The sequence below is a fragment of the Coleofasciculus sp. E2-BRE-01 genome (genome assembly GCF_040221695.1).
In the GTDB taxonomy this organism is placed as follows: domain Bacteria; phylum Cyanobacteriota; class Cyanobacteriia; order Cyanobacteriales; family Coleofasciculaceae; genus Coleofasciculus.
Genome location: NZ_JAVKEA010000123.1, coordinates 33,162 through 60,091 on the forward strand (window position 1 = coordinate 33,162; position 26,930 = coordinate 60,091).

A 26,930-nucleotide genomic window follows, 5' to 3' on the forward strand; every position below is an offset into this window, starting at 1 on the left:
TGGGGTCACTGTAGAGACGTGCCGCCGCCGGAACGTCTCAATTACACGATGCGATGAAAAAACTTACCAACCACTCAGATCTAGAGGCAGTGCGCTAACCGCCCATTCCTCTGACCCAATCCGCACCAGTGAGGAAGTACCATTGCCCTGCAAATTAAGTGAGAGGGAAGCTCCAGCCTGAAAACTAAAGTCAATCCCATCCTGATAACCTTGCCAAACCATCAGATCGAAATCAATCCGGGATGGATCAGTGGTATCAAGAATGTCGTTAGATTCGAGTCCCACAGCGTCCACAGAAACTGCCGCACTGTCCGAGATAATCGAGCCAACATAACGGCTGCCATCTCCGTCTCCAGTCGCTCGCAAATGCCAGAGACCGTCTTCATCTTTCCACAAAAACAGCCCTTCATCCATGGAGGGATCGTAGTCTGGTGTCCCATAGGGGGTGGACAAGGGTATCCAATAGGCGTTTTCCATCCCTAGCAACTGATCATAATTATTATTTACCTGATGGGGTTGGGTTAAACCATCCTGTTGGTAGGTAAAACCAATCTGCACAGGGGATGAAGTCGGCTGTGTGCTAACCGGTGATTCTTCTGCCCCAATCCACACCTGTGATGACGCATCTTTTTCCTCCAAGCTAAGGGAGAGGGAAGCCCCAGTCGGAAAGCGAAAGTCAATCCCATCCTGATAACCTTGCCAAACCCTCAGATCGAAATCAATCCGGGATGGATCTGTGGTATCAAGTATGTCGTTAGATTCAAGTCCCACAGCATCCACAGAAACCGCTGCACTGTCCGAGATAATCGAGCCAACGTAACGGCTGCCATCTCCGTCTCCAGTCGATCGTAAATGCCAGGATTGATCGGCTTCATCTTGCCACAAAAACAGTCCTACATCCACTGAAGGGTCATATTCGGGTATGCCATCCGAGGGAACCAAGGGTATAATCTGCTCAGAGGAGGGAGTTGTCACATCCAGTCCATCGAACCCAGTACTCACGACGGCATTAATTTCCACCCCGTTGTTCAACGTTGTGAGCTGGTCATTTCCTTCAAAACTCACCGATGTAAAGCTAGCCGTTGTGTCTGAGGCAAGAACCGAGAGATTGCTGTAGTGAATATTATCATCCCCATTCCAACGGAACTCCAACGTCTCTGGGTTGTTCCCCTGACCAACAAACAATCCCAGGTCTTCTCCTTCTGTGAATGAGGGTCGAGTGGGAAATTCATCCGAGCCAAGAATCCATCCGGCTGGGGAGAGATGAGAGCGTTGGGCACCAACTGATAATAGTTGGGGATTAGCCACCCCATCTTGAGTAACTGATAAGAGAGCTTTGGTTCCAGGTTTTATCTGGAAATCCACCCCGTCTTGTCCCACACTAATATCTGAGTCTAAGGTAAAACCAAACTGGCTAGGGTTCAACTCATCCCCACCTTCCAAGGAAAATGAAGTGAGTTCTAGTAATTCTTCCGTGGCAATCAGCTTCACCTGGAACTCTGTAAAGTCTCCAGCACCAACAGTACGCAGATGATAGGCACCATCAAAGTACTCTTTCCACAGAACAACAGCCTCCTCCTGACCGACTTGAAAAGAAGGCTTTCCGGGCTTAAATGAAGCAGATGGTTCAGGGTTGGGTTCAGGGTTGGGTTCAGGATTGGGTTCAGGGTTGGGTTCAGGATTAGGTTCAGGGTTGGGTTCAGGATTTGGTTCAGGATTTGGTTCAGGATTTGGTGTTACGGACTCCCAGCCAGAGGATTCATTAACTTGAATAAGCTGGTTAGCCGGTATATTTGCAAACTCTTGAACAATACCACTGGGCCATTTAACCACCAATTTTTCCACGTTCTCGTTGTCTGCTAGACCGAAATGAAGGCGTTGGTGATTTTGTGAATGCTTATGCACACCACCAGACTGTTCCCGCAGTTGGGTGACACCGCCTGCGGTGACAAACACCTGTGCGCCAATGCCATCTCGGTTAGAACTTACCCCTTCTAAGTCGATTTCCAGCCAGTGGTTGGAATTGCCGAGGTTTTGAAATAGCTGGTACGGACCAGAACTAGCGTCGTCCAAACCGTTCGTGACAAACAGGTCGAGAAAACCATCAAGGTTATAATCAGCACTCACCACGGAGTCTCCGAGTCCTAGGTTTGTACCCGCTGCCCCACCCGCATCTTCCACCGGAATGAAAGTACCGTCACCCTGATTCTCATAAAGGATATTCGCTCGGTTGCCAGCAGAACCACTGGTTACAACGTAGGCATCCACATCCATATCGTTGTCAAAGTCACCAGCAACCACACTTACTCCAGCATTCTCAACGCTATTGATCCCCGCCTCGGAGGTGTGGTCTACGAGTCCTGAATCAGTATTAAGAAACAGTCGGTCTGGAATAGGCGATGGTGTGGGATCAAAGCCAATGGCAGTTAACTCGGAGATGGGTTGGGTAGCTTCAATCACAGCACCAACGCGGAAGTACCTTTTTGGAGTAGATACGAGTAAAGTCCATTGCTGCTGGGTAGCATCGTATCCCACAAAAACACCGTGATCAACTCCAGGGGTATGTGGGAGAGTCCCTTGTACACTAGGGTCGTTTGGGGATAAGGTAAACCGCTTGGACGTGGGGTTAAAACCAGTGGCTCCGATAAATATCTCGCTTAGAGATAGTCCTTTATTTGAGATTTCGAGTGTTACGTCCCCGATGGTATCGAATTGGGTTCCCTTTTCCGTTACTCCCAATATAAACACGCTCTTAACCGTCTTAGAACCGTCTTGAATTAGCTCTGAAAGAATTCCTGATCGGGTATAGTAGAGATCGGGCTGGAGATCGCCGTTGAAGTCAGCAGATGCTATGTCTTGAACATAAGGAGCATTGGGGATAACCGTAGAACTAACCTCTGCAAACGGTATCTCGGTTGTGTCATAAACGCTTAGCCAACCATTAGAACGACCTGTAACAACCAAATCTAAATGCCCATCCCTGGATAAATCAGACAGGAAGCCAAATTGGCTACTCGGACCGACAAAACCTGTACTGGAACGAGCATCCTGAAAGCCATTATCAATCTGGCGAAAAACTGTGGTCGGCGCTTGACCATCGGGTCGGCTGAGATTGGTCGCAGCTAAGTCAAGCCAACCATCCTGGTCAAAGTCAAACCAAATGGGGGTGCGTCCACGTCCCAAGGGGTAGTCAATCCCTAGTGAACTCGCTTGATCTTCTAGTCTGCCTCCAGTATTGACATAAAGACGATTGGCAGCGCTGCCAGTCCCGGCTCCCCCTCCTGCTAATACCACCAAGTCTTGGTCACCGTCATTATCAAAATCAGCCCAGGCTCCCCCATGGGTATCAAACAGGTTTGGTTGTACCAGTATTTCGGAGGTGATATCTCTAAAGCTTCCATCTCCCTGGTTGAGATACACGGTGCTAGGCAAGTCATGATTAGTCACCCACAAATCGGGCAAGGTGTCGCCATTGAAATCACCCCAGGAAGCTCCGAAGCTTGGTCCAACATAAGAAATACCGACTGTATTGCTGACATCGTTGAAACGAATCATAGATCCACTCTCCAATTTAGATTTAAGGACTTGCGGAAATAGCTGTTGCCTGTTGCCCGTTGCCTGTTGCCTTTCAGGATTTTAAGCATCCCAATTTAAATGCCGAACAGCTTAGTGCTGAAAGTCTTATTTGATAAGATTTTTTAGTTTCCATCTCAAATGAAAACGGTATATGCTCGTATAGCACTTTGGAATTGGGTAGTTTGGCAATTTTTAAGTATAAATACTTAGGAGTTTCAGTTTTTACCATCGCCAAGCTACCCCAAAAAGCGCAATCATTCCTACATCATGAAGTAAGAAATTTGCGTAGTTCAGTAGATCACAAGCTTTTGTCGAAAGGATGATTCTCAACCGGAAACATGATTAATCTACTGACAATGTAAATTATCTAACTAATTCTCCAGCTTTGTGTATCGCTATGTTGAAGATTGTATAAAAAATTGATGAAGTTTTTGTAAAGTCAGTACCCATATTTCTCTCCCAAGTCAAACTCAGGTTTCCACTATTGAACGGGTGTTCTGGGTACAGCATCGCGATTCAAGCCGATCGCGCCTTTGAAGTTGGCGTCGCTGAGGTTCGCGCCCTGTAAGGTTACACCCATCAACGCGGCTTGGGCAAAATCGGCTTGCGTCAGGTTAGCGTAACTCAAATCTGCCCCGGTTAAGTTAGCCCCGCGTAAATCACATCGGGTTAAATTCGTATAGGTTAAATTAGCCCCAGTTAACGTGGCACGAATCAGATTGGCATCTTCTAACGTGGCACCAACCAATGTAACATTACGTAAATTCGCCTCTCGCAATTGCGCCCCCTGTAAATCCACACCACTTAAATTAGCATTCGTCAGTGTCGCGCTGTGCAGGTAAGCTGAATGGAGAATCGCCCCCGTCAGTTGAGCATTGGTTAGGTCTGCGATCGCGAGTTTAGCATTAGTCAAGTCTGCCCCCTCCAGATTCGCCTTAGTCAAATTAGCCCGATTGAAGCCTATCCCTTTTAGTTGCGCCCCTTGTAAATTCGCCTGACTCAAATCCGCGATCTGAAAATTGCTCCCATTCAGAACCGCCTCTCGCAGGGTTGTTCTCACTAAAATCGCACCATTGAAGTCCGCATTCGTGATATAGGCTTGACTTAAATTAGCACCGCTGAAGTTGGCGCTATCCGCATTCACGGTATCCAAATTGGCATTATTCAGGTTAGTACCCCTCAAATCCGCCGAGCGAATATCGGCTACTTCCAGTTGGGCGTTGGTTAAATTAGCATTGCGGAGATTAGCGCTGACTAAGTTGGCGTTGGTGAGTGTGGCTTCTCTTAAGTAAGTGCGGACTAAGCTGGCGTAGTCAAGTTGAGCCTCTTGGAGATTAGCACGAGTCAGTAGCGCCCCATCCAAGTTAGCCCGATACAAGTCAGCCCCCTGGAGGTTAGCATCGCGCAAGTCGGTGACTACGGTTTCATACCAATTGGCAATAAATGCCGGAAAATAGCCCAGCCAGGATAGAGTATTGTAGAGATTATCGGGTTCTACCTGAGAAGGTAAGGGGTTATCAGAATCCAGTTCTCTTAACCCCAGTTTCGCCTCCCTCAAATTCGCCCTTGCCAAGGTTGCCCCAGCCAGTTTAGCTCCGTTTAATTCGGCATTGCTGAGATTGGCTTGGTTTAAGTTAGCCCCCGCTAGGATTGCTCCTTTTAAGTTAGCACCGCTCAACTCTGCCTGCTGAAGATTGGCATTGGTTAAATCCGCATCGGTTAAGTCACATTGAGGACAACTATTGGTTGTTTTGAGTTGTTCTAAGTGTTGGGGGTTAGCCGCATGGGTGGCGTTGGTGAACCCTTGAGTGATCAGGAGAGAAATCCCCAAGACAAGCGTTTTCAGGAATGTAGGGGCGGGTTTGACTCTTATCGCTTTTTTTCCTACCCCGATGTGACTAAACCCGCCCCAACCCAAGTTTTTCGTGTTGAGGGAGACAAGAAGAGGGATTTTCATGATCACACTTGTGCGTAGCTCATTGTTTGAACCTGTTTTAACTTACATCTTGCACCATTCTCATCAACCGCCTTGGGTTTAAACCCAAGGAACCAAAAGCGCAAGTCGTCTTTAGACGACTGCATCTCCAGTTTGATACCAAATCCGGGCGGGTGTCGGGACTTACGCTTAACCCTTCACTTGTCTTCCCCTGATCTAGACGTGCCATGGCACGTCTCTACATAAGCAGCATCAATCATCTACGTATCATATTGCGTGGCTCATGAATCTAAAGAAATGTTGCAGCTTTAGAAAAATTAAGTTAAATTTTATTACAGAGACAGATACAGGAGACACCACTCATGCAAGAACAAGAAACTAAGTTTGGCTTTACCTCATTTGCCGAAACCTGGAATGGTCGCTTAGCGATGCTGGGCTTCGTCATTGGTATCGCGACTGAATTGCTCACCGGGCAAGGCATTCTCCAGCAACTCGGCTTGATGTAATCCACCGAGACGGGTCATTGGACAAGGCAAGAACGTACACCAAAGGGTATTGAGAGGGAAGAATTATGCAAGAACAAGAAACCAAGTTTGGCTTTACCTCATTTGCGGAAACCTGGAATGGTCGCTTGGCGATGCTGGGCTTCGTCATCGGTATCGCGACTGAATACCTCACCGGGCAAGGCATTCTCCAACAACTCGGCTTAATGTAATTAAACAGCGATGCCTGACTCCTTCTAACGAAAACGCTTCGTTTCCCTATGAACTGATTGAACTGTTGGTAGCCGACAGGCATCTAAAACTGATTATTATAGAGCAATTAAAAGACTGAGGGCTTTTGCCTTCGGTCTTTTGCCGTTATTCTATGAGTTTGTCTATTTACGGTTATTGAGTATGTCCTCCCAACCATCGAGGAAGCCCAGCGCTATCAATGTTGTTTTTGTCGGCTTTATTGCTGTCGCTATCCTATTTGCCGGGTATACCGACAAGATGCAAGCCATTACTGACGCCAGTTTTGAATCGGCTAAAACGGCTGTCGAGTTAGCCATTGGTTTGATTGGAGTTATGGCGCTTTGGTTAGGATTAGTGCGGGTTTTGGAAGCAGGTGGGCTGATGTACAATCTGGCAACTCTGCTCAAACCCTTGATGGTGAAACTTTTTCCTGATGTACCCCCTACCCATCCGGCGATGGGGGCGATGATTCTGAATATTTCTGCCAATATGCTGGGGTTGGGGAATGCGGCGACTCCATTTGGTATCAAGGCGATGGTGGAGTTGAATAAGTTGAATCCGTTTCCGGGAACCGCAACGGATGCGATGTGTCTGTTTCTGGCGATTAATACATCGAGTGTGGCTCTATTCCCCCTAGGTGTCATTGGTGTGCGGGCGGCAGCAAATAGTAGTGATCCTGCTGCCATTTGGCTACCAACGTTTTTGTCTACAACTTGTTCTACGCTGGTTGGAGTTTTAGTGGCGTTGTTTTTACGCAAACGGAGTCAAGTATCAGATACCACTATCGCTGATAGTTCAGAACAAGAAACGGTGTTGCAAACCGAGGATGAGGTTAAGCCTGTTGAAGAACCAGATTTTTCCCATTTATTGTATCCAGCGGGTCGAATTTCTAAAATTATCGCCTGGGGGTTTATTGCAGGGTTCATCTTTTCTATGGTTTATGGCGTGATAAACCGTCAAAGTTTAGGTGGTTTCTTCAACCAAGATTTTATTTCTTATTGGCTCATTCCTACATTAATCTTATTGATTATTGCCTATGGGGTTGGACGGGGGGTGAAAGTTTATGAAGCGGTGACAGAGGGGGCGGTACAGGGGTTTGAGATTGCGATTCGGATTATTCCGTTTTTAGTCGCTATTTTAGTGGCAATTGGTATGTTTCGGGCGTCGGGGGCGATGGAGGCGCTTTCGACTTTATTAAATCCGATAACGAGTTTAATTGGGATGCCTGCTGAAGTTTTACCGATGGCGTTAATTCGTCCTCTGTCTGGGGGAGGGGCGTTTGGGATTATGAGTGAAATTGTGGAACGAGCGCCCGATTCCTATAGTGCGTTTTTGGCTTCGACGATGATGGGGAGTACGGAAACAACGTTTTATGTGTTGGCGGTTTATTTTGGCGCTGTTGGTATTACTCGCATCCGTTATGCACTGGTGGCGGCTTTATTGGCAGATGCGACGGGATTAATTATGGCTTGTGTTTTTTCGGCTTTGTTTTGGGGATAAATTTGTCATTTGTCATCCGTCGGTTGTTTTCTGTAGGGTGGGCAATAATTATAAACCCTGAAGTGTTTATGTTATCGTTTTTGCGGGTCTTCCGTACTTAGTGTGCTAAACTATCAGCTCTCATACTTCGTAACGCTCACCACACAAGGACTGTAGCGCCTAAGTCTATCCAAACGACTTGAAATATGGGAAGAAATGGCTAAAGCTATTACTGTTCAATGTTCGGACTAATAAAACTAACAATTTAGCACACTAAGTACGGAAGACCCATAATTGTTCCCGATGGTACACTGACCTGGGTAGAACGAGGGGTGACTGGAGTGGGTTGTGAGGGAAACAGTTGCCCGATACGATAAGGTTGGGGTTTTGCTGTCGCTGGTATGGCGATGAGGATGGGAAGTGAGGCTGTTGTAGTTATGCCTAGTGCCATTAGAACGGCTAGTTTGGATTGCCAGCGGTAATTTAACATGGAAATATACGTGCCATAATAAGATGATTATGAGTAAATTTGACTTAATTTTTAGGGTAATGTTCCTGATAATGGTAATTTTTTCAACGCAGAGGGACGCAGAGGTTAACGCAGAGGGGCGCAGAGGAATTGGGCATGATTGAGAGACTTATTTTATAGTAAAAACAATATATAGCCGTTTCTAAATGCTGATGGTACATCCAAATGTAGGGGCGTCATCTATGTCAAATGAAGATCACAACTCTCCAATACCTTGAGTTGACCCCTCCCTAACCCTCCCCTTATTAAGGGGAGGGAAATCTAAATCTATTTTAAAAATGCTATACACAGATGTGACGGGTGACAAATGACATAAACAAATGACAAAAAATGGGTATTTTTCCAGCTCCTAAATTTAATACGTTTACACTTGAGCGCTTTCAACTGGAATCCGGTATTGTACTGCCTCAGGTAAATTTAGCTTATCGAATTAGTGGTACACCGTCATCACAACCGCCAATTGTCACTTGTACGGCTTTTTCTCAAAGTTATTATGATTTAGCTTATCTGCGGGGTGCTAAGTTGGCGTTAGATCCGAGAAAAGATTGGATTATTCATACAGAGTTGTTGGGGAATGGGCGCAGTAGTTCTCCAAGTAATACGTCGCCACCGTTTAATGGTGCTAATTTTCCGGCGGTAACGATTCGGGATAATGTGAATTTACAAGCTGCACTTCTCAACTACCTTGGTGTTAATAGGATTCGTGCTGTTGTTGGTGCGAGTATGGGAGGACAACAGGCAATTCAATGGGCGGTGAGTTATCCGGATAGGGTACAAAATGCTGTGGTTATTGCCGGAAGTTGTCGGGCGACTTGGCATGTTCGTCTATTTCTTAATAGTTTGGCAACCTGTATTCGTTCTGATCCAGCGTTCCAAGAGGGGAATTATACAGAACCGCCTTTATTAGGGCTGTCACGCATGTCTGAAGCTTGGGCGCCTTGGGCTTTTTCGCCAGAGTTTTATTCTTCAGAAGTGTATCAAAGGTATCCTGATACGCAGGCGAATTCTTTGGATGAATTTTTGGCGAAATGGCGCACCCGCTATCATGAAAAAGATGCGAATGGCTTATTATGTCATTTTCAAACTTGGGCAAATCATGATGTTAGTTTGACGCCCGGTATGGATGGATGTTTAGAAAAGGCTTTGAAGAGTATAAAAGTAGAGGTTCTCTTTCTACCCATTCGCACGGATGCCTATTTTGCTGTCGCTGATGTCATCGCAGAAGCCGCACTCATTCCTCATGCCCAAGTTATGGTGCTAAACTCAGTTTATGGTCATGCGGCGGCGTTTGGACGAGACAAGGGCGATCGCGCAGAGATTAATCAGGCGATCGCGAATTTCCTCCATCAAGACAATTAACCCCTGAAGGGGTGACAAGTTATGAATCAGGGCGGGTTTTGTTGTTCATTTATCGGTGACTAGCAGAATTTAGTCCCTAAACCTGCCCCTACAATTGTGAATTGACAAATGACAAATGACAAATGACAAATGACAAATGACAAATGACAAATGACAGACAAAAAGACTTATGACATGGGCAACTCAATCACAAACTCGGTTCCTTGCTCTGGTGCGGAACTAAAATTTAGTAAACCTCCATGCTTTTCGACTACAATCTGACGCGCAATCGATAAGCCTAAACCCGTTCCTTTACCCACAGGCTTGGTGGTAAAAAAATTATCAAATATGCAATCTTTTACCTGACTTGGCATTCCTATTCCATTATCGCGAATCCGAATAATAACGGTTTCTTTATCATACTGAATATCGGTATCAATTTTAATTTGAGGCAGATAGTCTTTATTTAATTCCTTGGACTTCTTTGTCTGTAATTCATCTAATGCATCTATCGCATTAGCAATAAGATTCATAAAAACTTGGTTTAATTGCCCAGGATAACACTCAATAGGCGGTAATTCGCCGTAGTTTTTAATCACTTCGATTGCTGGACGTTTATCATTTGCCTTAAGGCGGTGCTTTAAAATCAACAATGTACTCTCGATTCCATCATGGATGTTAAAGACTACCTTAGTATGAGCATCTAAACGAGAAAAAGTTCGCAAAGAACTACTGAGCTGAAAGAGACGATCAACTCCCTTTTTCATGGAAAATAAAAGACTGGGTAAATCCTCAATCAAATAATCGAGTTCAATCTCCTGAATTTCTTGCTCAATTTCAGTTCCTGGATTAGGAAACTTTTCTTGATACAAATGCAGCAAAGAAATTAAATCATTTGTATAGTCTTTTGCACAACTGAGATTTCCATTAATAAAGCCTACAGGATTGTTAATTTCATGAGCTACAGCGGCTACCAGTTGACCCAAGGTTGCCATTTTTTCAATTTGTATAAGCTGAACTTGGGCTTGTTGTAACTCCTGTAAGGTTTGTTTTAATTGGGCGGTTCGTTCTTCAACTCGTTGCTCTAAACCCTGGGTAAGTTGACGAATCGTCAGTTGATGATCGACACGCGCCAAAACCTCTTCAAATTGAAAAGGTTTAGTAATATAGTCAGCCCCTCCTAAGGCAAAGGCTTTGACTTTATCAAAGACTTCATCTAAAGCGCTAATAAAAATTATCGGAATATCACGAGTGACAGGTGAAGCTTTCAAGGCTGAACAAACGTCATAGCCATTCATGTCGGGCATTTTAATGTCCAACAAAATCAGATCAGGTGCTACCGCTTTTGCCGCCATTAATGCCATGCTGCCGTTGACTGTGCTGCGAACTTCATACCCATATCTTGTTAGTGCGGCTTCCAACAGACGTAAGCTATCGGGTGTATCATCAACGATTAAAATAATTCCTTGTGCTGTTTTTGGCTGATAACTATTCATAAGCAAGTCTGACTGCCATAAGGATGGCGGATAGTGTAATACGGCAAGGGCTAGGGGGAGCAGAGGGAGCTGGAATTAAATTAGAGTGTATCCAACTAATATTCTATTGAAGTATGTCCCGTATCTAAAATACCGGAAAAAAGGGATGTTTTTATCAGGAGATAGCCTTTTGTGCTATATCCATAATGACATCACACCGAAAATTATTAACTAAATCAGTTAACGCCTTAGCGAATAACGTCTGTTCTGGGGGAATTTCTTCGATAAGCTGAATAATCTGTTTGTTATTAAGCTGAATGGCGGCTTGGTGTAACTGGGCAATCCAATTCGTCGGCATCACCTTTAAATCCTCAGGGGTTAATATCGGTGTATCGGCATCAGATAAGGGTGGGGCAGCATTTTCATAGCGATAACGGAGTCCTAAATGTTGTCCCATTTTCTCTAAAATCGCATCCGTTCGGAAGGGCTTGGCGACAAAATCATCACAACCTGCGTCTAAAATAGCGGTTCGTTCTTCATCAAAAGCACTAGCGGTTAAGGCAATAATCACGGTTGTCTTTCCCAGAGGATGGGATTTAATCAATTGGGTGGCTTCATACCCATTCATTACAGGCATTCGCATATCTAACCAAATCAGATGAGGGTGCCAATGTTCCCAAATAGCCACAGCCACTTGACCATTATCGGCTTCTCGCACGTCTAATCCTAAGGATTCCAGAAACTTAACCAGGGGTTTGCGATTTGCCCATTGATCTTCAACCACTAAAATGCGATAGTTGGGTTGGTCGGGTGCGATGCCAATAACCTGTTGACTTAAGGGTTGGCTAGGAGTCTGGTCTTGGGGAACAATGCCAATAGGGATATCAAATTTAACCAATGTACCTTGACCTGGAGTACTGTTAATGGTAATGTCCCCACCCATCAACTGGACAAATCGACGACTAATCGCTAAACCTAAACCCGTTCCTGACTGCGATCGCTGACTGGTTTTCGTTTGCACAAAGGCTTGAAACAGGGTATCCAGTTCATCCGGGGGAATGCCAACGCCTGTGTCTTCAACTTCAAAAAACAGCCTGGATTGAGTATCTGTGTTCGTTGGTGCGGTTATCCTATCGGATATCTCTTGCACGCGCAAAATAACCCTACCTTGTGACGTAAATTTAACTGCATTACCCACTAAATTAATCAAGATCTGCCGCAATTTCCCCTCATCCGCCACCCCATAGTTCGGCACATTTGCCGTTCGCTCAACGATAAGTTGTACCCCTTTCGATAGGGCTTTCAGGCGCAACATCTCGGCAATGGAATCGACCAAACTGTAAAGATCAAAGCTATTTTCTGACAGGGAAATCCTACCCGCCTCAATTTTGGACATATTCAGGACATTATTAATTAAATCCAGCAAATGTTCACCCGAACGAGTAATAATGCCCAAATAATCCTGCTGATCTTGATTTAGAGATGCATCCCTTGCCATGAGTTGGGTAAAGCCTAGGATGGCATTGAGGGGAGTACGCAATTCATGACTCATATTTGCCAAGAACTCGCTTTTGCCATGATTAGCTGCTTCGGCTGCATCTAAAGCCTGTTGCAGGGCGACTTCCGTTTGCTTGCGCTGTTGGATATCCTCAACGACGCCAATAATATAATTAGGGGTATCCATCCAAGTTCGCACCAGGGATACAGCAACATTGACCCATTGCCATTGACCATCTTTACGGATAAAGCGTTTTTCTCTAGAATAGGTGGAACGTTGACCTGCTAATAATTGAGTTAAATCATTAAGTTCTGCGGCTCGGTCATCAGGGTGAGTAATGTCGGGGAAACTAAGCTGTAATAATTCCGATTCCTCGTATCCTACCAGGTCACAAAATCGTTGATTGACCCGAATTAACTGTCCCGATGGTGTCCCCAGGGCAATGCCCACGGCGGCTTGTTCAAATATTGCCCGGAAGCGTTCTTCACTTTCTCGTAAGGCGGCTTCCGCCCGTTGACGTTCGGTGACATCGCGCAAGCAAATCTCAAAAACGGGTTCACCTTCCCATTCCGTTTCAACTACACTCATTTCAGCAAAGCTGAGTTGTCCATCGGCGCGAACAATTCCCAATTCTGTGGTTTGATTCACACCAACGGGCAGTCCAAAGTTATAGTTGAGTAATTCTTCGACATCCTGATTTAAGAGGTTGGCGGCGGCTGGATTGGTGAAGCGAACTTGACCTTGACGATCGACAATCATAATCCCGTCGGAGGTACTGCTGACGATCGCGTGGAGTCTGGCTTCACTGTGGCGCAGGCGTGCTTCAGTTAATTTGCAATCAGTGATATCCCGTCCAACTGACTGAAATTCCAGTAATCGACCTTGATTGTCAAAGATAGCGCGATCGCTCCATTGTTGCCAACGAATCTCACCCCCCTCTAGAATAACCCGGTGTTCGACTATACCTACAGGGTTGTCTGGGTTCAACTCCGTCATAAAGGCTTCTAACACGGGTTGATCATCCGGGTGAATCAGGGGGAAAAAGCGATGTCCAATTAGTTCTTCTGGTGTTTTGCCAAAATAGCGACAATAGACTTCGTTAACAAAGGTGAGTATGCCATCGGCGCTGTAACGACAAATCAGTTCACTTTGATCCTCAATAATCGCACGATAGCGGAATTCACTGTTTTGTAACTGCTGCTTTTGCTGTTCTACAGTGTTCTCCAGGATTCGCGAATGGTTTTCTAGATGGTTGTAGGCTTGAGCATTCTTTAGCGCCGATGCAGCTTGGACGCACAGGAGTTGAACAATCGCCACGCGATCGCGCGTAAACACGCCTCTGGTTTGATTATTTTCTAGGTAAAGAATACCAATTCCCTGATTACCAACTGTTAATGGCGCACATAATATACTCAATTGGGGACGTGTTGAGTTTTGAGTGTTGAGGTTGTAGGGGCGGGTTTCACTATTATCGTTGTTTCCCGCCCTGATGGTACTAAACCCGCCCTCACTTCCCTCATCTCCCCGATTCAGTGCGATCGTTGACCATCGTTTAACATCTGTCGTATCATCTGAGACGATCAAAATGTCTGGATGATGCCATACATATTCAACCAGCATCAGGGGAATCTCCGGGCTGGATTCAATGGGAGTCAGGGGCAAAATGCTTGGGTTCGTACCCCTTACCCCCCTAGCCGCTATGACTAAACCCTCCGGCTGAGGCAAAATCAGGGTAACGCTTTGAGCATCTGTCGTCTCAAAGGCTATCTGGATTAAGGTTGAGAGCAATGGCTGTAGTCTAATTTCTCCAGAGATGGCTTGGCACAACTCAATCACCGTCGCCATGGATAGACTATCGGAATTATCAATAAAACAAGAGACCAAGGTTCTAGGATTAAATCTTTTGACATCAAAACGGACGAACAGAAGCAACTTAGCCTGCTCATCAGATGGTTATTTCTGAAGAAAAATGAATTTTACTTGACTTTTTCCGTTTACTGTTTTACTTACAACAGACCCTTGGATGATTCGCGATCGCGTCTTCTGGGAGCGTCATTTGCTCCGGCTGATTAGCTTTTCTTTTCCAAAGATTAACTTGGCTTTATAGTAAGCTAAGCTTTTATAGCTTTTGTCCTCTAGTTTATACTAGATTTCCTTTAAGTGAAAACGCCTGTACGGGTGAAATCTTAGGTGGCTCTAGGCTTGACATTTGACGGAGTGAAGTAGGGGCTGCTGAATAAGTGGTGAGGGGGAGCGGGGGAAGACTTCGGCGTGAGCGCTCAGTCGAACGCTGGGGAAGCCAATGTAGAGACGTGCCATGGCACGTCTGGAAGCTGGGGGAGCAAGGGTACATTTTTCCTGAGCAAGGTGATGCCATACTTATGAAGAATGCTACCCGATTTACTTGAATCAAACCCTCTGTCAATAAAGCTCAAAGTGCAGCAAGCCCTTACTTAGGGCTTGGTAACCAAGCCCCTACTGAGAACGTTGTGCCAACTCTTCACCACTCACGGGAGAAATTTGCCAAATCATGATTTGCCGATCAAATCCACCCGTTGCTAGGAGTGTACCATCAGGGCTAAAGGCAACGGAATGCACCCAATCTTCATGGGCTGTCAGTAATGCTAACAGTTCACCCGTTCTTAAATTCCATAACCGCACCCCGTCACGGCTGGCACTCGCCAGAGTTTCACCATCGGGGTTAATCGCTACAGCCCAAACTCGCCCGGTATGTCCCGAAAGCGTCTGTGCTAATTGTCCAGTTCTAAGATTCCAGATTTTAATCGTGCGATCATAACTACCACTGACTAATGTTTGTCCATCGGGTGTAAACGCCAAGGCATTAACTGAACCACGATGGGCGCTAATCCGATTGAGTGACTGTCCTGTTTTTACATTCCAGAGTTTAATTGAACCAAACTTATGACCACTTGCCAGGATATCTCCATCTGGGTGAATCGCCAGTCCATAGGTCTGGTTATCGAAACGCGCTAAGGTGTACATTCGACGTTGTTTGGTTAAATCCCATAGTCGAATTCCATCTAAAGCGCCTGTGACTAAGGTGCGACCATCTGGCGTGATTGCCAAGGATAAAACATTGCTGGTATGATCACGAAACTGATGGATATAGTCTCCGGTTCTCCAGTTCCAGAGATTAACCGCAGAATCTGTACCAGAACTGACTAAGGTTTCTCCATCGGGTGATAAGCCTAGAACAGATACTGAAGTTCGTTGCGCTCGCAGGCTGTCGATTTCTCGACCTGTTTTTAGCTGCCAGAATTTAATTTTGCCATCGTTACGACTACCGCCGCTAATTAGAATTGTTCCATCGAGGCTAAAGAACAACGAATCAACGGCTGTGTTATGACCTGTAAACGTGTGAATTAGTCGCGGATTTCTCCAGGCTTCAGGTGAGGAGAGGGGTTGAGACGGAGATAAATTATCGGGATTGAGTGGATTTGTTGGTGTAGGAGGCGGCGGTTGGGCAGGATTTTCCGGACGTGGTGGCGCAACGGGCACAGGTAAAGGCTGACTTATTGCCTTATGGCTTATAGTCGCCAAACCTATCATGACTCCGATTAAAACTGCCTTTATGTCATTGGTCATGCGTCATTTGTCATTCGTCATTCGTCCTAGATTATCGCACTTCAAACTTGGAATGGGGCGGGTTTAGTTCCATTGGGGTGAGGTCAAAAACGATAATCGTGAAACCCGCCCCTACACACGCGCCAGGTACTTTTTAGCCCAGCGTTGAGTCAAGACTCGCCATGGTACATCTGGACAATTATTCATTGAATGTTGGGACAGATCGTTTGAGCTACGCGATCGCGCGGCGGTTGCTCTTGCCATCCGGAGAGTAAGCCGATAAGCTCTGATTTGAGCAGTTCTAGGGCTTGAATTTGCTGGTTAATTTCTTCGACTTTATGCAGCAAGTGTTGCTTCACTGCACCACAGGGTAATGTCCCGGAGTCGTGAACCTCGAGGATTTCGTGGATTTCACTCAGGCTGAGTCCGAGGGATTGCGATCGCTTGATAAAGGCTAACCGATTCAGGGTTTGTTCGGTAAACAGACGATAACCTGATTCGGAACGGGTTGTCGTTGGCGTCAGTAAACCCACTTCTTCGTAATACCGAATTGTTTTTACCGATAATCCACTTTGATTAGCAACTTCGCCAATTTTATACAATCGCTCTAATGTTGTTTTGCTCGTCATTCCCGCCAATCCGTCTTCCTGTCTCGCCCTGAGTTTCCGATCAATTACACCCGACTTGCACCAAAACAGCATCAGCGATGGGGATGACGCTTGCTGGTACTGAGCATCGGTAAGGGTGGACGGGAAGGACTTGATGGCAGATAATGGGTTACGGCTTGTTCAGCCAGTTCTGTTTGGCGACGTTGGCTTTGCCACCAGCGTAAACCTACGGCTAACATGACCATCATTAACCCAAAGGTTAGCAGCGACCAGCGTTCACCAACTCCGCCAATGACGGCATCGACAGCGCCGACAGTGACAATAAAGCTAGAAATTGGTTCTTTGCGGTAGGCTAACTTCCAGAATCGAGGTCCTAAGGCATTCATCACGGTTTGCTATTTATCTCTATTCCACGTAAGTGCTTAATCTACTTCTAGGGTATCCGATTAATCGACAGATTAACTGACAACCCATTATTCTTTAACACTAATAGTAAACAATACTCTATAGTCGCAATCAGTATAGCGACTGACTTAATTCATTTGCTAGGGGCGGAGGAGGGCGGGTTTTGTTTGTCAGTTATTGGCAAGTAAGCTAGCTTCAGTGGCTAAACCCGCCCCTACAATTGACGTGAGACGTAAGAGTCAGAGTATTATTGCAAACCTAGCCAACTTAGCAGTCCTTGACCTGTAGCATATTCAATCGCCAGTGTCAAGACAAAGCCAATCATCGCGGCTCGACCATTCAATCGTTCAGCGTATTCATTGAAACCGAACTTGGGTTCGGCGAGTTGGGGAGTGGTTGTGGGTTGGGGTTGTGTCATAGTTGCCAAGGATGGTGTAATGATTTAGTTATATTTCTTTACTAAGTTTAACATTTAAACAAGCAAGGACAGAATTAATACAGTTAAGTGATACCCAATTCAACAACAGTGTTGTGCGATCGCGCAAGGAGTATAAGCTTAGTTCTTATGGCACAACGTCTGAAAACTGCATGACATAAAGGAAAACGATGGAAATCGGTGTACCCAAAGAGACAAAAGACCAAGAATTTCGAGTCGGCTTAAGTCCTAGTAGTGTTCGCGTCTTACAGGAAGCCGGACATCAGGTTTGGATTGAAACCCAGGCGGGGGCGGGGGCTGGCTTTACCGATGAAGACTATCAGCATAGTGGCGCTAAGATTGTCGCCACAGCAGCCGAGGCGTGGAATCGGGAACTGGTGGTTAAGGTGAAAGAACCGCTAACGTCGGAGTATCCATATTTACAGAAAGAACAATTACTGTTTACCTACCTGCATTTGGCGGCGGATCGCCCATTGACTGAAAGTTTAATCGATAGTGGTGTTTGTGCGATCGCCTATGAAACTGTGGAACTTCCAGATCGCCGCCTCCCCTTGCTGACACCAATGAGCATTATTGCGGGTCGTCTTTCTGTCCAATTTGGCGCTCGATTTCTGGAACGCCAGCAAGGTGGGCGCGGGGTGCTTTTAGGGGGTGTTCCTGGAGTGAGACGCGGTAAGGTGGTGATTCTTGGGGGTGGTGTTGTCGGCACGGAAGCGGCGAAAATAGCGGTAGGAATGGGCGCTCAGGTTCAGATTTTAGATATTAATGTTGAACGTCTAGCCTACTTAGAAACCCTGTTTGGTTCCAGAGTTGAACTCCTTTACAGTAATTCAGCCCAAATTGAAGCCGTTGTTCCCCAAGCCGATTTACTGATTGGGGCGGTATTAGTTCCGGGGCGTCGAGCGCCAATTCTGGTTCCTCGTGGCTTGGTGCAACAAATGCATCCGGGTGCTGTAATTGTTGATGTGGCAGTGGATCAGGGAGGATGTATTGAAACCTTGAAATCTACCTCACACACGAATCCCACCTATATAGATGAAGGGGTTGTCCATTATGGTGTCCCCAATATGCCCGGTGCTGTACCTTGGAGTTCGACTCAAGCCCTGAATAACAGTACGTTACCCTATGTTCTCAAGTTAGCCAATGAAGGAATCAAGGCTGTCGCATCAGATGTGGCGTTGGCAAAGGGCGTGAATGTCCAGAATCATCAGTTGGTTCATTCGGCGGTGCGGGAGGTTTTTCCTGATTTAACGTAACGCGAAGCCGTAAGCTGTTCGGCATATAAACCTTAATGTCAATAATGGCGCAATCCTTGTATGTAGGGCGAGCATCTTGCTCGCTACTAATACCCAATTTAAATGCATAACAGCGTAAGCTATCGGACTTCGGCTTCTCTGGAGGGATTTAGGCAAGAGTTGGATTATCCGTAAACTCTTATATCGATTTATTACCTTATTTTTCAATAAACAAATTTCTGTATCATTGCTAGTCCACAAAAACCAGAACGGAGTAAACTTAGAAAGTGAAGCCATAAAGCTTCCCTGACAGATAACCGAGTCTAGTCTAGTGTAACTCCAATATTGAACGATAACGAGGTCAAAATATCTGTATACCCGAATATCTGTCTCGTCAACAAACAACAGCAACGATTAACTGTATTGTTCATATTTCCTCAACTAAAAGACACTGAGCTATGCGACTGAAAGGTGTGAGGTAAGTCAGCGCAACTCTAAAACAAATTGTGTCCCCAGAGGAAGTTACTGGCAGAAATGTAAACGTTGCTGTTGTTTTTTAATAGACAAAATATTTGAGGGTTGAGGTGTACCAGTAATAAACATTGGCGTAGCATCCTTCATAAGTATGGCATCACCTTGCTCAGGAAAAATGTACCCTTGCTCCCCCAGCTCCCCCAGCTCCCCCTTACCACAACATTTATTCAGCAGCCCCTAACTAACGACACCCTAAACTATCCCGCGTTGAAACGCCAGTGACGGGATTAACGCCATCTGCCCGTTGACACATCAACGATATTTGATAGGTGTCAAGGATTGCACCGGAAAAATCAGCCCCTGTAATCGTTGTATCAAAAAAGCGGCTACGACTGGCAATAGCATTAGTAAAAATAGCATTGGTTAAATTAGCGCCGTCAAAGACAACGCGATCGGCTAAAGTCTCGGACAGGTTCGCTCCGGTTAAATCCGCCTCAAAAAACGCCGCTTTGGTGAGGATTGATCCTTGAAGAGAAGCTCCTCGAAAAGAGGCACCGCGTAGATCTGCACCTGCAAACGAGGTTCCCTCTAAATTTTGATTAGAAAAATCTCGATAGTGTAATTCAGTAAGCGTATAGTTGATACTATTCTCCTGTGCGATCGCGCTAGGCAAATCTACAATCCACGCGAAAAGTGCAATCAATAATCCTATTCCAATGGCTAAACGTTTCCCAGCTTTTTTACTGGGGCGGTTTTCGGTTCGTTTTTGGCTCGCATTAGTCATCGTTGCTTCTTGACATTTAAAACTGATGGGGTCTAACTTACCTATTTTGCCGCAAGCTGGGATTCGTTATTCGTCATTCGTCATTTGTCATTCGTTCTTTGCTTCCCCATATCCCTCATCTCCCTCATCTTCCCCCGCACCTTTGCGCCTTACCTCTCACTCGTTAAACTGCTTTTTGTTAAGATACATTAATGAGTCAATAGTCGCCCTATTTTACCAAACAACTCATGATCACTGAACTTTTGCCCTTTCAATTCGAGTTAAATACGACAGCGATCGCGGGTGCATCGTTGTGGGCGCTAGCGCTGTACTGGGGCTTCTCAACGTTAAGCCACTGGATCATGGAACAACTGAATCGCTGGTTTAACTTTGCCGAGCGATCGCTCTACACTTCCATGAAGGAATATGAACGCACTCGTCGAGGAAGAGAAGCCCAAAACGCTTTCTATGCTTCCCTGTTCAGCATTGTGCCATTTTTAGTTGTTGGCGCTGGCTGCAACTGGGGTGTGGAAATCACTCTGGGTTCAAGTTGGGCAATCAGTATGGGGCTTCTGGCTTGTATCAGTGGCGCTGTTTATGAATTAGGGCGTCGTGATAGTCAGTCAAATTAATTATTTGTCTCTTATCCTTCTTCAGAACCAGAATCCTCCATGTTAACCAGCGCATTGTGGATTTTATTGATGGGCTTTTTTGGGGGTCAAATTGCCCGTCGTTTAGGTGCGCCACCGTTGATCGGGATGATTTTGGTGGGAATTGTCCTCGGACCACAAGTTGGCAATGTGATCAGTTCAGATGTACTGGAAGCGGCGGATAGTTTGCGAACAGTTGCTGTGATGGTTATCTTGATGAAGGCGGGACTAGGGCTGGATCGGGAAAAGCTGCTTTCTCAGGGAAGTGTAGCGCTGCGGCTAGGCTTTTTGCCTGCGGGGTTTGAGGCAATTGCGATCGCGTTAGCCGCCATCTGGATTTTTCACTTTGACGTTCCCACGGGATTACTCTTAGGTTGCATCATTGGCGCAGAATCTCCGGCGGTAATTGTTCCGGGAATGCTGCGGCTAAAACGTTTGGGGTGGGGAGTGACGAAGGGAATTCCTGATGCGATTCTCACGGGGAGTGCTTTATCCGATGTTCTATTATTACTTTTATTCAGTTTACTGTTAAGTTTTTTAGGTCAGGGCGGAATTGAAACCATCACTCTTCCGGGAGGATTTACACTTTCGGCGTTGCAATTACTACCGTTGCAAGTATTTATTGAAATTGGACTGGGTATCTTGATTGGCTACGTGGCGGCTCGTTTAATCGTCTCGCTACTAACGGAACAAAATTGGACACAAAATACGGTTCAAGATGTTTTAATTGCCGCTGGAATTGCGTTATTATTGGTAATTGTAGAAAAAGTATTACCCTACTCTGGCTACTTAGCGGCTATGGGAATGGGCTTCTTTTTGATTGAGTTAGATGCACCGTTGGCTCGACGCCTACGCGGTGGATTTGATAGCCTTTGGGTTGTGGCGGAGATTGTTTTATTTGTTTTATTGGGCGCGAGTGTTCAACTTAAAGTATTAGGGAATACGGTTTTACCGGGACTCTTAGTGTTAGCTATTGGCTTGTTTGTCGGTCGTCCCGTGGGTTGGTATCTCTCGACAGTGGGAAGTAATTGGACATGGCAAGAACGGCTATTTTTACTGCCGGGAAATATGGCAAAAGCAACGGTACAAGCGGCGATTGGTGCGATTCCTTTAGCTAGGGGAATTGAAGGGGGAGAAATTATTTTAGCTATTGCAGCACTTTCCATTTTGACCACGGCACCGATTGGGGCTTGGGCGATTCCTACGTTTGCGCCAAAATTATTGGAACGGGGAGAGGTTGACCCGACGAAAGTAACGGTAGTGACTCATACCGTGCTGTTAGCGGCTGTGGATACCTCTCCCTTAGCGACAGAAGTTTTAAGGAAAGTAGCCAGTATTGCTCGACGCACGGATGGTGAAGTGATTGTATTACATGTGATCAATAGTGATGAGATAGAGGATGTAGAAAAGCTGCGCGATCGCACTCAACGATTACTCAGTGATATTCGCTATAAATTTATCACGATCAAGGGTTCCATTCCAGAAGAAATTGTTCGGGTGGCGCAAGAGTATCAAGTGGCAGATATTGTCATGGGGAAACGGGGACATCAACATTGGCAACAGGTGCGAGTCGGTTCCGTATCGCAAGCCGTTCTAGAAGTAAGTTCTATCCCGGTTATCTTAGTAGAAGATCCGCAAAAGGAATTGGCGGTAAAAAGCCGCAGGTTTTGATAATTAGTGGCTGCTGAATAAGTCTTGTGGTGGGGAGAGGCAATAGGCAAAAGTTTCAACCCTCTGTTGAAATAAAAATAGTCTATTGTTGATTTACGGCTAATCTTGAACTCAGCTTGCTAGCGCCAATAGGGACGCCCTTTCCAAAATACGCCAACGAGAACGGCAACCACGTTGGCATAACTTAAACTTACCAAAACAAAGGGTAAAGGCAACAGTGACTTTAACCACAAGGTTAGGGCTAAACAGGGAACTAATGCCCACAAGCTGCTACTGTTAATCAAAACGTGGGGATAAAACCGTTCCAGAATATAAACACCGAGAACTCCAAACCCCGCCGCCGCCATTAAGATGATGATCATCCCTAAGGGAGGAGTATAGAGGAACCGGATCATCTCACGGATCGCGGCGGATTGGGTGACGCCTAAGCCGATGATAATTTCAAGGGCGATCGCGATCGCAGTGGTAATCCCTGAGACTTCTAGCAGCGATCGCCAGGGGAGAGATCGTAAGCGATACATGGAATTTTATCCAGTTGTGGGTATCCTGCTATTCTACCGCCCTAGCTCCCGTGAAACGTCAAAACCTACTGGCGTGGCATACCTGAGAACTTACGCAAAGGCTCTATATGTTCTATATGTAGGGTGTGTTAGCGACAGCGTAACGCACCATATAACTATAGTAATAACGTCAAGCGGAAAATTAAATCATGGAAATAAAACTACGGAAAGTGGGCAACTCCATTGGCACCACGTTTCCTCAGGAAATCTTGGACAAATTTGATTTAAGGGAAGGGGATACACTAACCCTGGTGGTGATGGAGGATGGCATTAAGTTAATGGCTTATGATCCTGAATTCGAGCAAGTGATGGCGGCTTACAAGCAAGGGGCATCACAGTACCGCAATGCCATGCGAGAGTTAGCAGATGGCTGAACCGATTTGGATTACTGCTGCGATGGTGCAGGTGATTCATGATGATCAAGTTGCAACCCATGGTGGGGTGTATGGGTTACGGGATGAGGGATTGCTAGCGAGTGCCCTTGCCCGTGCGCGTAATCGCTATGGGTATGAAGGGGCAGATATTTATCGACTGGCGGCGGATTATGGCTATGGAATTGCTAGAAATCATCCGTTTATTGATGGCAATAAGCGCACAGCGTTTCAGGTGATGTATGTGTTTTTGAAGGTGAATAGTTGGAATCTTGATGCACCAGAGCCAGAGGTAGTGCTGGTGATGCGATCGCTGGCGGCGGGAGAACTCTCTGAAGATGAGTTGGCGCAGTGGTTGCGGCAATATTCCTCAAGGGAGGCGTAGGTGGTTTGGTGTTGTGGAATATTGATCTGACTTTTCACTGGATTGGGAAAACCTCTCTCCAAACCTCTCTCCTGCAAGGAGACAGGCTTTGAATTCTCTCCCTTTCGTGCAAAAAAAAGCGAAGCATCCTTATTCTTGATGACAAAAATATAGTGAATGGGGACATACTGGGAATAAGAGCATCAGGAGGCAAACCAGATCATGTCTAATGATAATGTCGCCGCATTATTACAGCAGGGACATGAGCAGCTAGATCGGGGACAAAACCAAGCAGCGTTGCAGACATTTCAGCAAGCCGAACAACGGGAACCGGAAAACCCCCAAGTGTTGTTTGGGTTAGGTTTAGCTTGTTATCGCTTAGAGCAATATCAGGAATCGGTTGATTATCTGACTCAATCTTTAAACATTGAACCCTGCTATATTTTAGCCTTGGCGTATCGAGGTAGAGCATACCGAGGGTTGAAATTAGAGGAACCAGCAACAGCCGATTTTGAGCAAGTGCTTCAACTTGAGCCTCAAACTCATCAAGATTGGCGAGGGCGAGGACTTGCGTTATCTGAGTTGAAGCGGTACGAGGAAGCAATTGTTAGTTTCGATAAAGCGATTGAAATTAAATCTGACGACTATAGTGCTTGGAGGAATCAAAGTTGTGCATTGTGTAAGTTAGGGAAGTATGAGGATGCGATCACTCGTTGTGATAAAGCCATTGCAATTAAAGCTGACGACTATAATGCTTGGATAAATCAGGGTTGTGCGCTGTATAACTTAGGAAAATATGAAGATGTGCTCGCGAGTTGCGATAAAGCCATTGAAATTAATCCTGACTACTACACAGCTTGGTATAAGCGGGGTAATGTGCTGTATAACTTAGGGAAATATGAAGAGGCGATCGCGAGTTTAGATAAAGCGATTGAAATTAATCCTGACTACTACAAAGCTTGGGAGAACCGGGGTGTTGCGCTATTATATAACTTAGGGAAATATGAAGAAGAGGTGATCGCGAGTTTAGATAAAGCGATTGAAATTAATCCTGACTACTACAAAGCTTGGGGGAACCGGGGTGTTGCGCTGTATAACTTAGGGAAATATGAAGAGGCGATCTCGAGTTACGATAAAGCTATTGAAATTCGACCTGACTACTATATAGCTTGGAGTAATCGAGGTTTGGCATTATTCAACTTAAAACGCTACGACGAAGCCTTCCACAACTGGGAAGATGGCAGAAAAAACCTTAACTTAGACACCCCTGAACACCGAGAAGGGGGTGGCGAACTTTACGACAGCGAAGCTCAAGCCTATTACCAACTAGGACGAACTAATTTCGATGACTTACTCAAAGCCAAAAATTGTTATCAACAAGCCTTTACTCTTCTTGATAGCCCAAAATGTCGCCAGCGACAACTAGAAGTGTTGCAAGACTTAATCCGGGTTTGTCAATACATCAGCCCCCCGAAACAAGTCCAAGAACTACTTAACCAAGGCACAGATTTACTAGAACGATGGCTGCAAGACTCTAACTTTAGCGATGAGAAATATATCCACTTCAAACATAAATTTGCCGGATTTAATCAATACCAAGTCGATACCCTCGCCCAGTCATCCGAACCCGAACAGCACATTCAAGCTCTAGAATTAGCTGAAGAACGCAAAAATACCTGTTTAGGCTGGCTGCAATATGGCAAAGCCTATAAAGCTCCCAGCCTCACCTACAATCAAATCCAACAGCAATTTAATCCCCATACGGCTGCCATTTACTGGCACATTAGTCCCGCCGCGATTACTACCTTTATCCTCAAACATAACCAACCGCCGCAAATCCTCCAGCTTCACCCCCTTAAATCAAATAAAAAGCGCTCGCCATTTCCTTTCTTTAATCAACCCGAAAAATCTTATCCAGCAACCGCCAATCAATTGCGAGAGTTTGAAGACTGGTTAAATCAATGGAAACAAGACTATCGACATTACAGCCAAGCGCACCAAACCACCTCTATTTGGCGGCAAAGTATGGAATCTCAATTACGCAGCCTGGAATATATTCTCCATATTCGTGATATTTTGCCCTATCTCAGAGATATTAACCAACTCATTTTAATTCCCCATCGAGACTTACACCTCCTCCCTCTCCATTACCTTTTCCCCTCACGGTTTACCATCACCTATCTACCCAGTTTCCAAATCGGATTAAACCTGCAACCATACCAATCTGCTCAATCGCTCCTCAGTCTAGAAAATCCTGATATTCAATCCAACTATTGCACGCTTACGTCTAATATCCTGACTAGCTTATATTCCCAATGCCAACGGCTAAATAGTTCGACACTCGATAAAAAACAACTGATTCAAAACTTAAAATCAAATACTGGCACATTTCAATTTATCGGTCATGCTTATCACAATCTAGATAATCCTAAAGCATCCGCCCTACAACTGACGATTGCTGATAAGCTGACAATGGCAGAAATTTTTGATCAGTTAGACTTTGGCAATTACAATCTCATCTTTCTCTCCGCTTGCGAAACCGGGATTACGAATTCCCAGAACCTGATTGATGAATATGTGGGACTGGTTAGCGCGTTTCTCGCCAAAGGAGCCAGTTATGTGATTAGTACCCTTTGGACGGTAGATGAGCGTTCAACCGCTTGGCTGACAATTCGTTTTTATCAATATCTGAAAGCGGGTAAACATCCGGTATCTGCTCTCAAACAGGCACAAAATTGGCTCAAGCAAGTTACAAATCGTGACCTAGTGAAATGGTATCTTGAACTCGCTCAAGAGGTAAAAGCTACTCATCCTCACGCGAGCGAATATCTCAAAACTGAAGCGGCTTTAATTCAACAAGATTCGGATAAACTGATTGCAGTTAAACCTCCCTTTGAGCATCCTTATCACTGGGCAGGTTTCATCATCACAGGGAATCATTTTTGATAACAACTAGCTCTGACGCTTTCTTGGCATCTAAATCACCATTCGTAGGGGAAGGTGAAAACTAATACAGGGGTAGCGTTTCACCCTCATCCCCTAACCCCTTCTCCCACCCCCCTCGTTCCCCTTTTAGATCCCCCTTCCGTCCCCCTTGTAGATCCCTCACAAGGGTAGGTTTTTTACCTGGACGGTATAATGGAGGTAAGACTTGGAAGACCTGGAGGGAAAGTGGACAAGGAAGAAGACCAAAAAAGCATCAAAACTCATGAAGATCTAATTATTTATCAAAAAGCGTTTGAT

At 45.5% G+C, this 26,930-nt stretch carries 20 protein-coding genes; 10 read left to right on the forward strand and 10 right to left on the reverse strand.

Annotated elements, in window-relative coordinates:
- Positions 1 to 63: 63 nt before the first annotated feature.
- Together RIG66_RS14635 and RIG66_RS14640 are read right to left on the reverse strand one after the other, a co-directional pair.
- The gene (locus tag RIG66_RS14635) at positions 64 to 3,555 is read right to left on the reverse strand and encodes a CRTAC1 family protein (protein WP_446379181.1); all 3,492 of its coding nucleotides are present in this window, start codon (positions 3,553 to 3,555) and stop codon (positions 64 to 66) included.
- Positions 3,556 to 4,057: 502 nt separating this feature from the next.
- The gene (locus tag RIG66_RS14640) at positions 4,058 to 5,533 is read right to left on the reverse strand and encodes a pentapeptide repeat-containing protein (protein ID WP_446379183.1); all 1,476 of its coding nucleotides are present in this window, start codon (positions 5,531 to 5,533) and stop codon (positions 4,058 to 4,060) included.
- 341 nt (positions 5,534 to 5,874) lie between these two features.
- On the opposite strand from RIG66_RS14640, the gene RIG66_RS14645 reads away from it, so the two are divergent.
- The 4 genes from RIG66_RS14645 to RIG66_RS14660 all read left to right on the forward strand — a co-directional run bounded on the left by RIG66_RS14645 (position 5,875) and on the right by RIG66_RS14660 (position 9,613).
- Positions 5,875 to 6,018 carry a chlorophyll a/b-binding protein gene (locus RIG66_RS14645; RefSeq protein WP_006101425.1) on the forward strand — a complete coding sequence of 48 codons (144 nt, stop codon included), beginning with the start codon at positions 5,875 to 5,877 and terminating at the stop codon, positions 6,016 to 6,018.
- Between the two features lie 65 nt (positions 6,019 to 6,083).
- Positions 6,084 to 6,227, forward strand: coding sequence for a chlorophyll a/b-binding protein (locus RIG66_RS14650; protein WP_446349046.1), 144 nt, complete (start codon positions 6,084 to 6,086; stop codon positions 6,225 to 6,227).
- A gap of 181 nt (positions 6,228 to 6,408) precedes the next feature.
- Positions 6,409 to 7,746: a nucleoside recognition domain-containing protein gene (locus RIG66_RS14655; protein WP_446379185.1), complete on the forward strand. Its 1,338-nt coding sequence runs from the start codon at positions 6,409 to 6,411 to the stop codon at positions 7,744 to 7,746.
- A gap of 838 nt (positions 7,747 to 8,584) precedes the next feature.
- Positions 8,585 to 9,613: an alpha/beta fold hydrolase gene (locus RIG66_RS14660; RefSeq protein ID WP_446379187.1), complete on the forward strand. Its 1,029-nt coding sequence runs from the start codon at positions 8,585 to 8,587 to the stop codon at positions 9,611 to 9,613.
- Between the two features lie 167 nt (positions 9,614 to 9,780).
- On the opposite strand, the gene RIG66_RS14665 is transcribed toward RIG66_RS14660, so the two are convergent.
- The 6 genes from RIG66_RS14665 to RIG66_RS14690 all read right to left on the reverse strand — a co-directional run bounded on the left by RIG66_RS14665 (position 9,781) and on the right by RIG66_RS14690 (position 17,581).
- Positions 9,781 to 11,088 carry a sensor histidine kinase gene (locus tag RIG66_RS14665; RefSeq protein WP_446379189.1) on the reverse strand — a complete coding sequence of 436 codons (1,308 nt, stop codon included), beginning with the start codon at positions 11,086 to 11,088 and terminating at the stop codon, positions 9,781 to 9,783.
- A 154-nt stretch (positions 11,089 to 11,242) separates the two neighbouring features.
- Positions 11,243 to 14,449, reverse strand: a complete 3,207-nt coding sequence (locus RIG66_RS14670; protein WP_446379191.1) for a PAS domain S-box protein — start codon at positions 14,447 to 14,449, stop codon at positions 11,243 to 11,245.
- 591 nt (positions 14,450 to 15,040) lie between these two features.
- On the reverse strand, positions 15,041 to 16,171 hold the full coding sequence (locus RIG66_RS14675) for a WD40 repeat domain-containing protein (protein ID WP_446379193.1): 1,131 nt from the start codon (positions 16,169 to 16,171) through the stop codon (positions 15,041 to 15,043).
- Between the two features lie 182 nt (positions 16,172 to 16,353).
- Positions 16,354 to 16,779: a heavy metal-responsive transcriptional regulator gene (locus RIG66_RS14680; RefSeq protein ID WP_446379213.1), complete on the reverse strand. Its 426-nt coding sequence runs from the start codon at positions 16,777 to 16,779 to the stop codon at positions 16,354 to 16,356.
- 71 nt (positions 16,780 to 16,850) lie between these two features.
- Positions 16,851 to 17,144: a hypothetical protein gene (locus RIG66_RS14685; protein ID WP_446379215.1), complete on the reverse strand. Its 294-nt coding sequence runs from the start codon at positions 17,142 to 17,144 to the stop codon at positions 16,851 to 16,853.
- Between the two features lie 266 nt (positions 17,145 to 17,410).
- The gene (locus RIG66_RS14690; RefSeq protein ID WP_446379195.1) at positions 17,411 to 17,581 is read right to left on the reverse strand and encodes a hypothetical protein; all 171 of its coding nucleotides are present in this window, start codon (positions 17,579 to 17,581) and stop codon (positions 17,411 to 17,413) included.
- A 188-nt stretch (positions 17,582 to 17,769) separates the two neighbouring features.
- Here RIG66_RS14690 and ald point away from each other — a divergent pair, with 188 nt between their 5' ends.
- A complete protein-coding gene (gene ald / locus RIG66_RS14695; protein WP_446379197.1) occupies positions 17,770 to 18,855 on the forward strand; it encodes an alanine dehydrogenase in 1,086 nt (361 codons plus the stop codon).
- A 694-nt stretch (positions 18,856 to 19,549) separates the two neighbouring features.
- Here ald and RIG66_RS14700 read toward each other — a convergent pair.
- A complete protein-coding gene (locus RIG66_RS14700) occupies positions 19,550 to 20,092 on the reverse strand; it encodes a pentapeptide repeat-containing protein (protein WP_446379199.1) in 543 nt (180 codons plus the stop codon).
- Between the two features lie 227 nt (positions 20,093 to 20,319).
- On the opposite strand from RIG66_RS14700, the gene RIG66_RS14705 reads away from it, so the two are divergent.
- Both RIG66_RS14705 and RIG66_RS14710 read left to right on the forward strand, forming a co-directional pair.
- The gene (locus RIG66_RS14705; RefSeq protein ID WP_446379201.1) at positions 20,320 to 20,703 is read left to right on the forward strand and encodes a hypothetical protein; all 384 of its coding nucleotides are present in this window, start codon (positions 20,320 to 20,322) and stop codon (positions 20,701 to 20,703) included.
- 39 nt (positions 20,704 to 20,742) lie between these two features.
- Positions 20,743 to 22,392: a cation:proton antiporter gene (locus tag RIG66_RS14710; RefSeq protein ID WP_446379203.1), complete on the forward strand. Its 1,650-nt coding sequence runs from the start codon at positions 20,743 to 20,745 to the stop codon at positions 22,390 to 22,392.
- A gap of 119 nt (positions 22,393 to 22,511) precedes the next feature.
- Here the strand turns inward: RIG66_RS14710 and RIG66_RS14715 are convergent, their stop codons facing one another.
- The gene (locus tag RIG66_RS14715) at positions 22,512 to 22,913 is read right to left on the reverse strand and encodes a peptide chain release factor 1 (RefSeq protein WP_446379205.1); all 402 of its coding nucleotides are present in this window, start codon (positions 22,911 to 22,913) and stop codon (positions 22,512 to 22,514) included.
- Positions 22,914 to 23,101: 188 nt separating this feature from the next.
- Between RIG66_RS14715 and RIG66_RS14720 the strand changes: the two genes are divergently transcribed.
- From RIG66_RS14720 to RIG66_RS14730, 3 genes are all read left to right on the forward strand, one after another.
- Complete coding sequence (locus RIG66_RS14720; RefSeq protein ID WP_446379207.1) at positions 23,102 to 23,326, forward strand: AbrB/MazE/SpoVT family DNA-binding domain-containing protein; 225 nt, start codon at positions 23,102 to 23,104, stop codon at positions 23,324 to 23,326.
- Positions 23,319 to 23,708, forward strand: a complete 390-nt coding sequence (locus tag RIG66_RS14725) for a type II toxin-antitoxin system death-on-curing family toxin (RefSeq protein WP_446379209.1) — start codon at positions 23,319 to 23,321, stop codon at positions 23,706 to 23,708. The genes RIG66_RS14720 and RIG66_RS14725 overlap by 8 nt, the downstream gene beginning before the upstream one ends.
- A gap of 201 nt (positions 23,709 to 23,909) precedes the next feature.
- A complete protein-coding gene (locus RIG66_RS14730; RefSeq protein ID WP_446379211.1) occupies positions 23,910 to 26,633 on the forward strand; it encodes a tetratricopeptide repeat protein in 2,724 nt (907 codons plus the stop codon).
- Positions 26,634 to 26,930 lie beyond the last annotated feature (297 nt).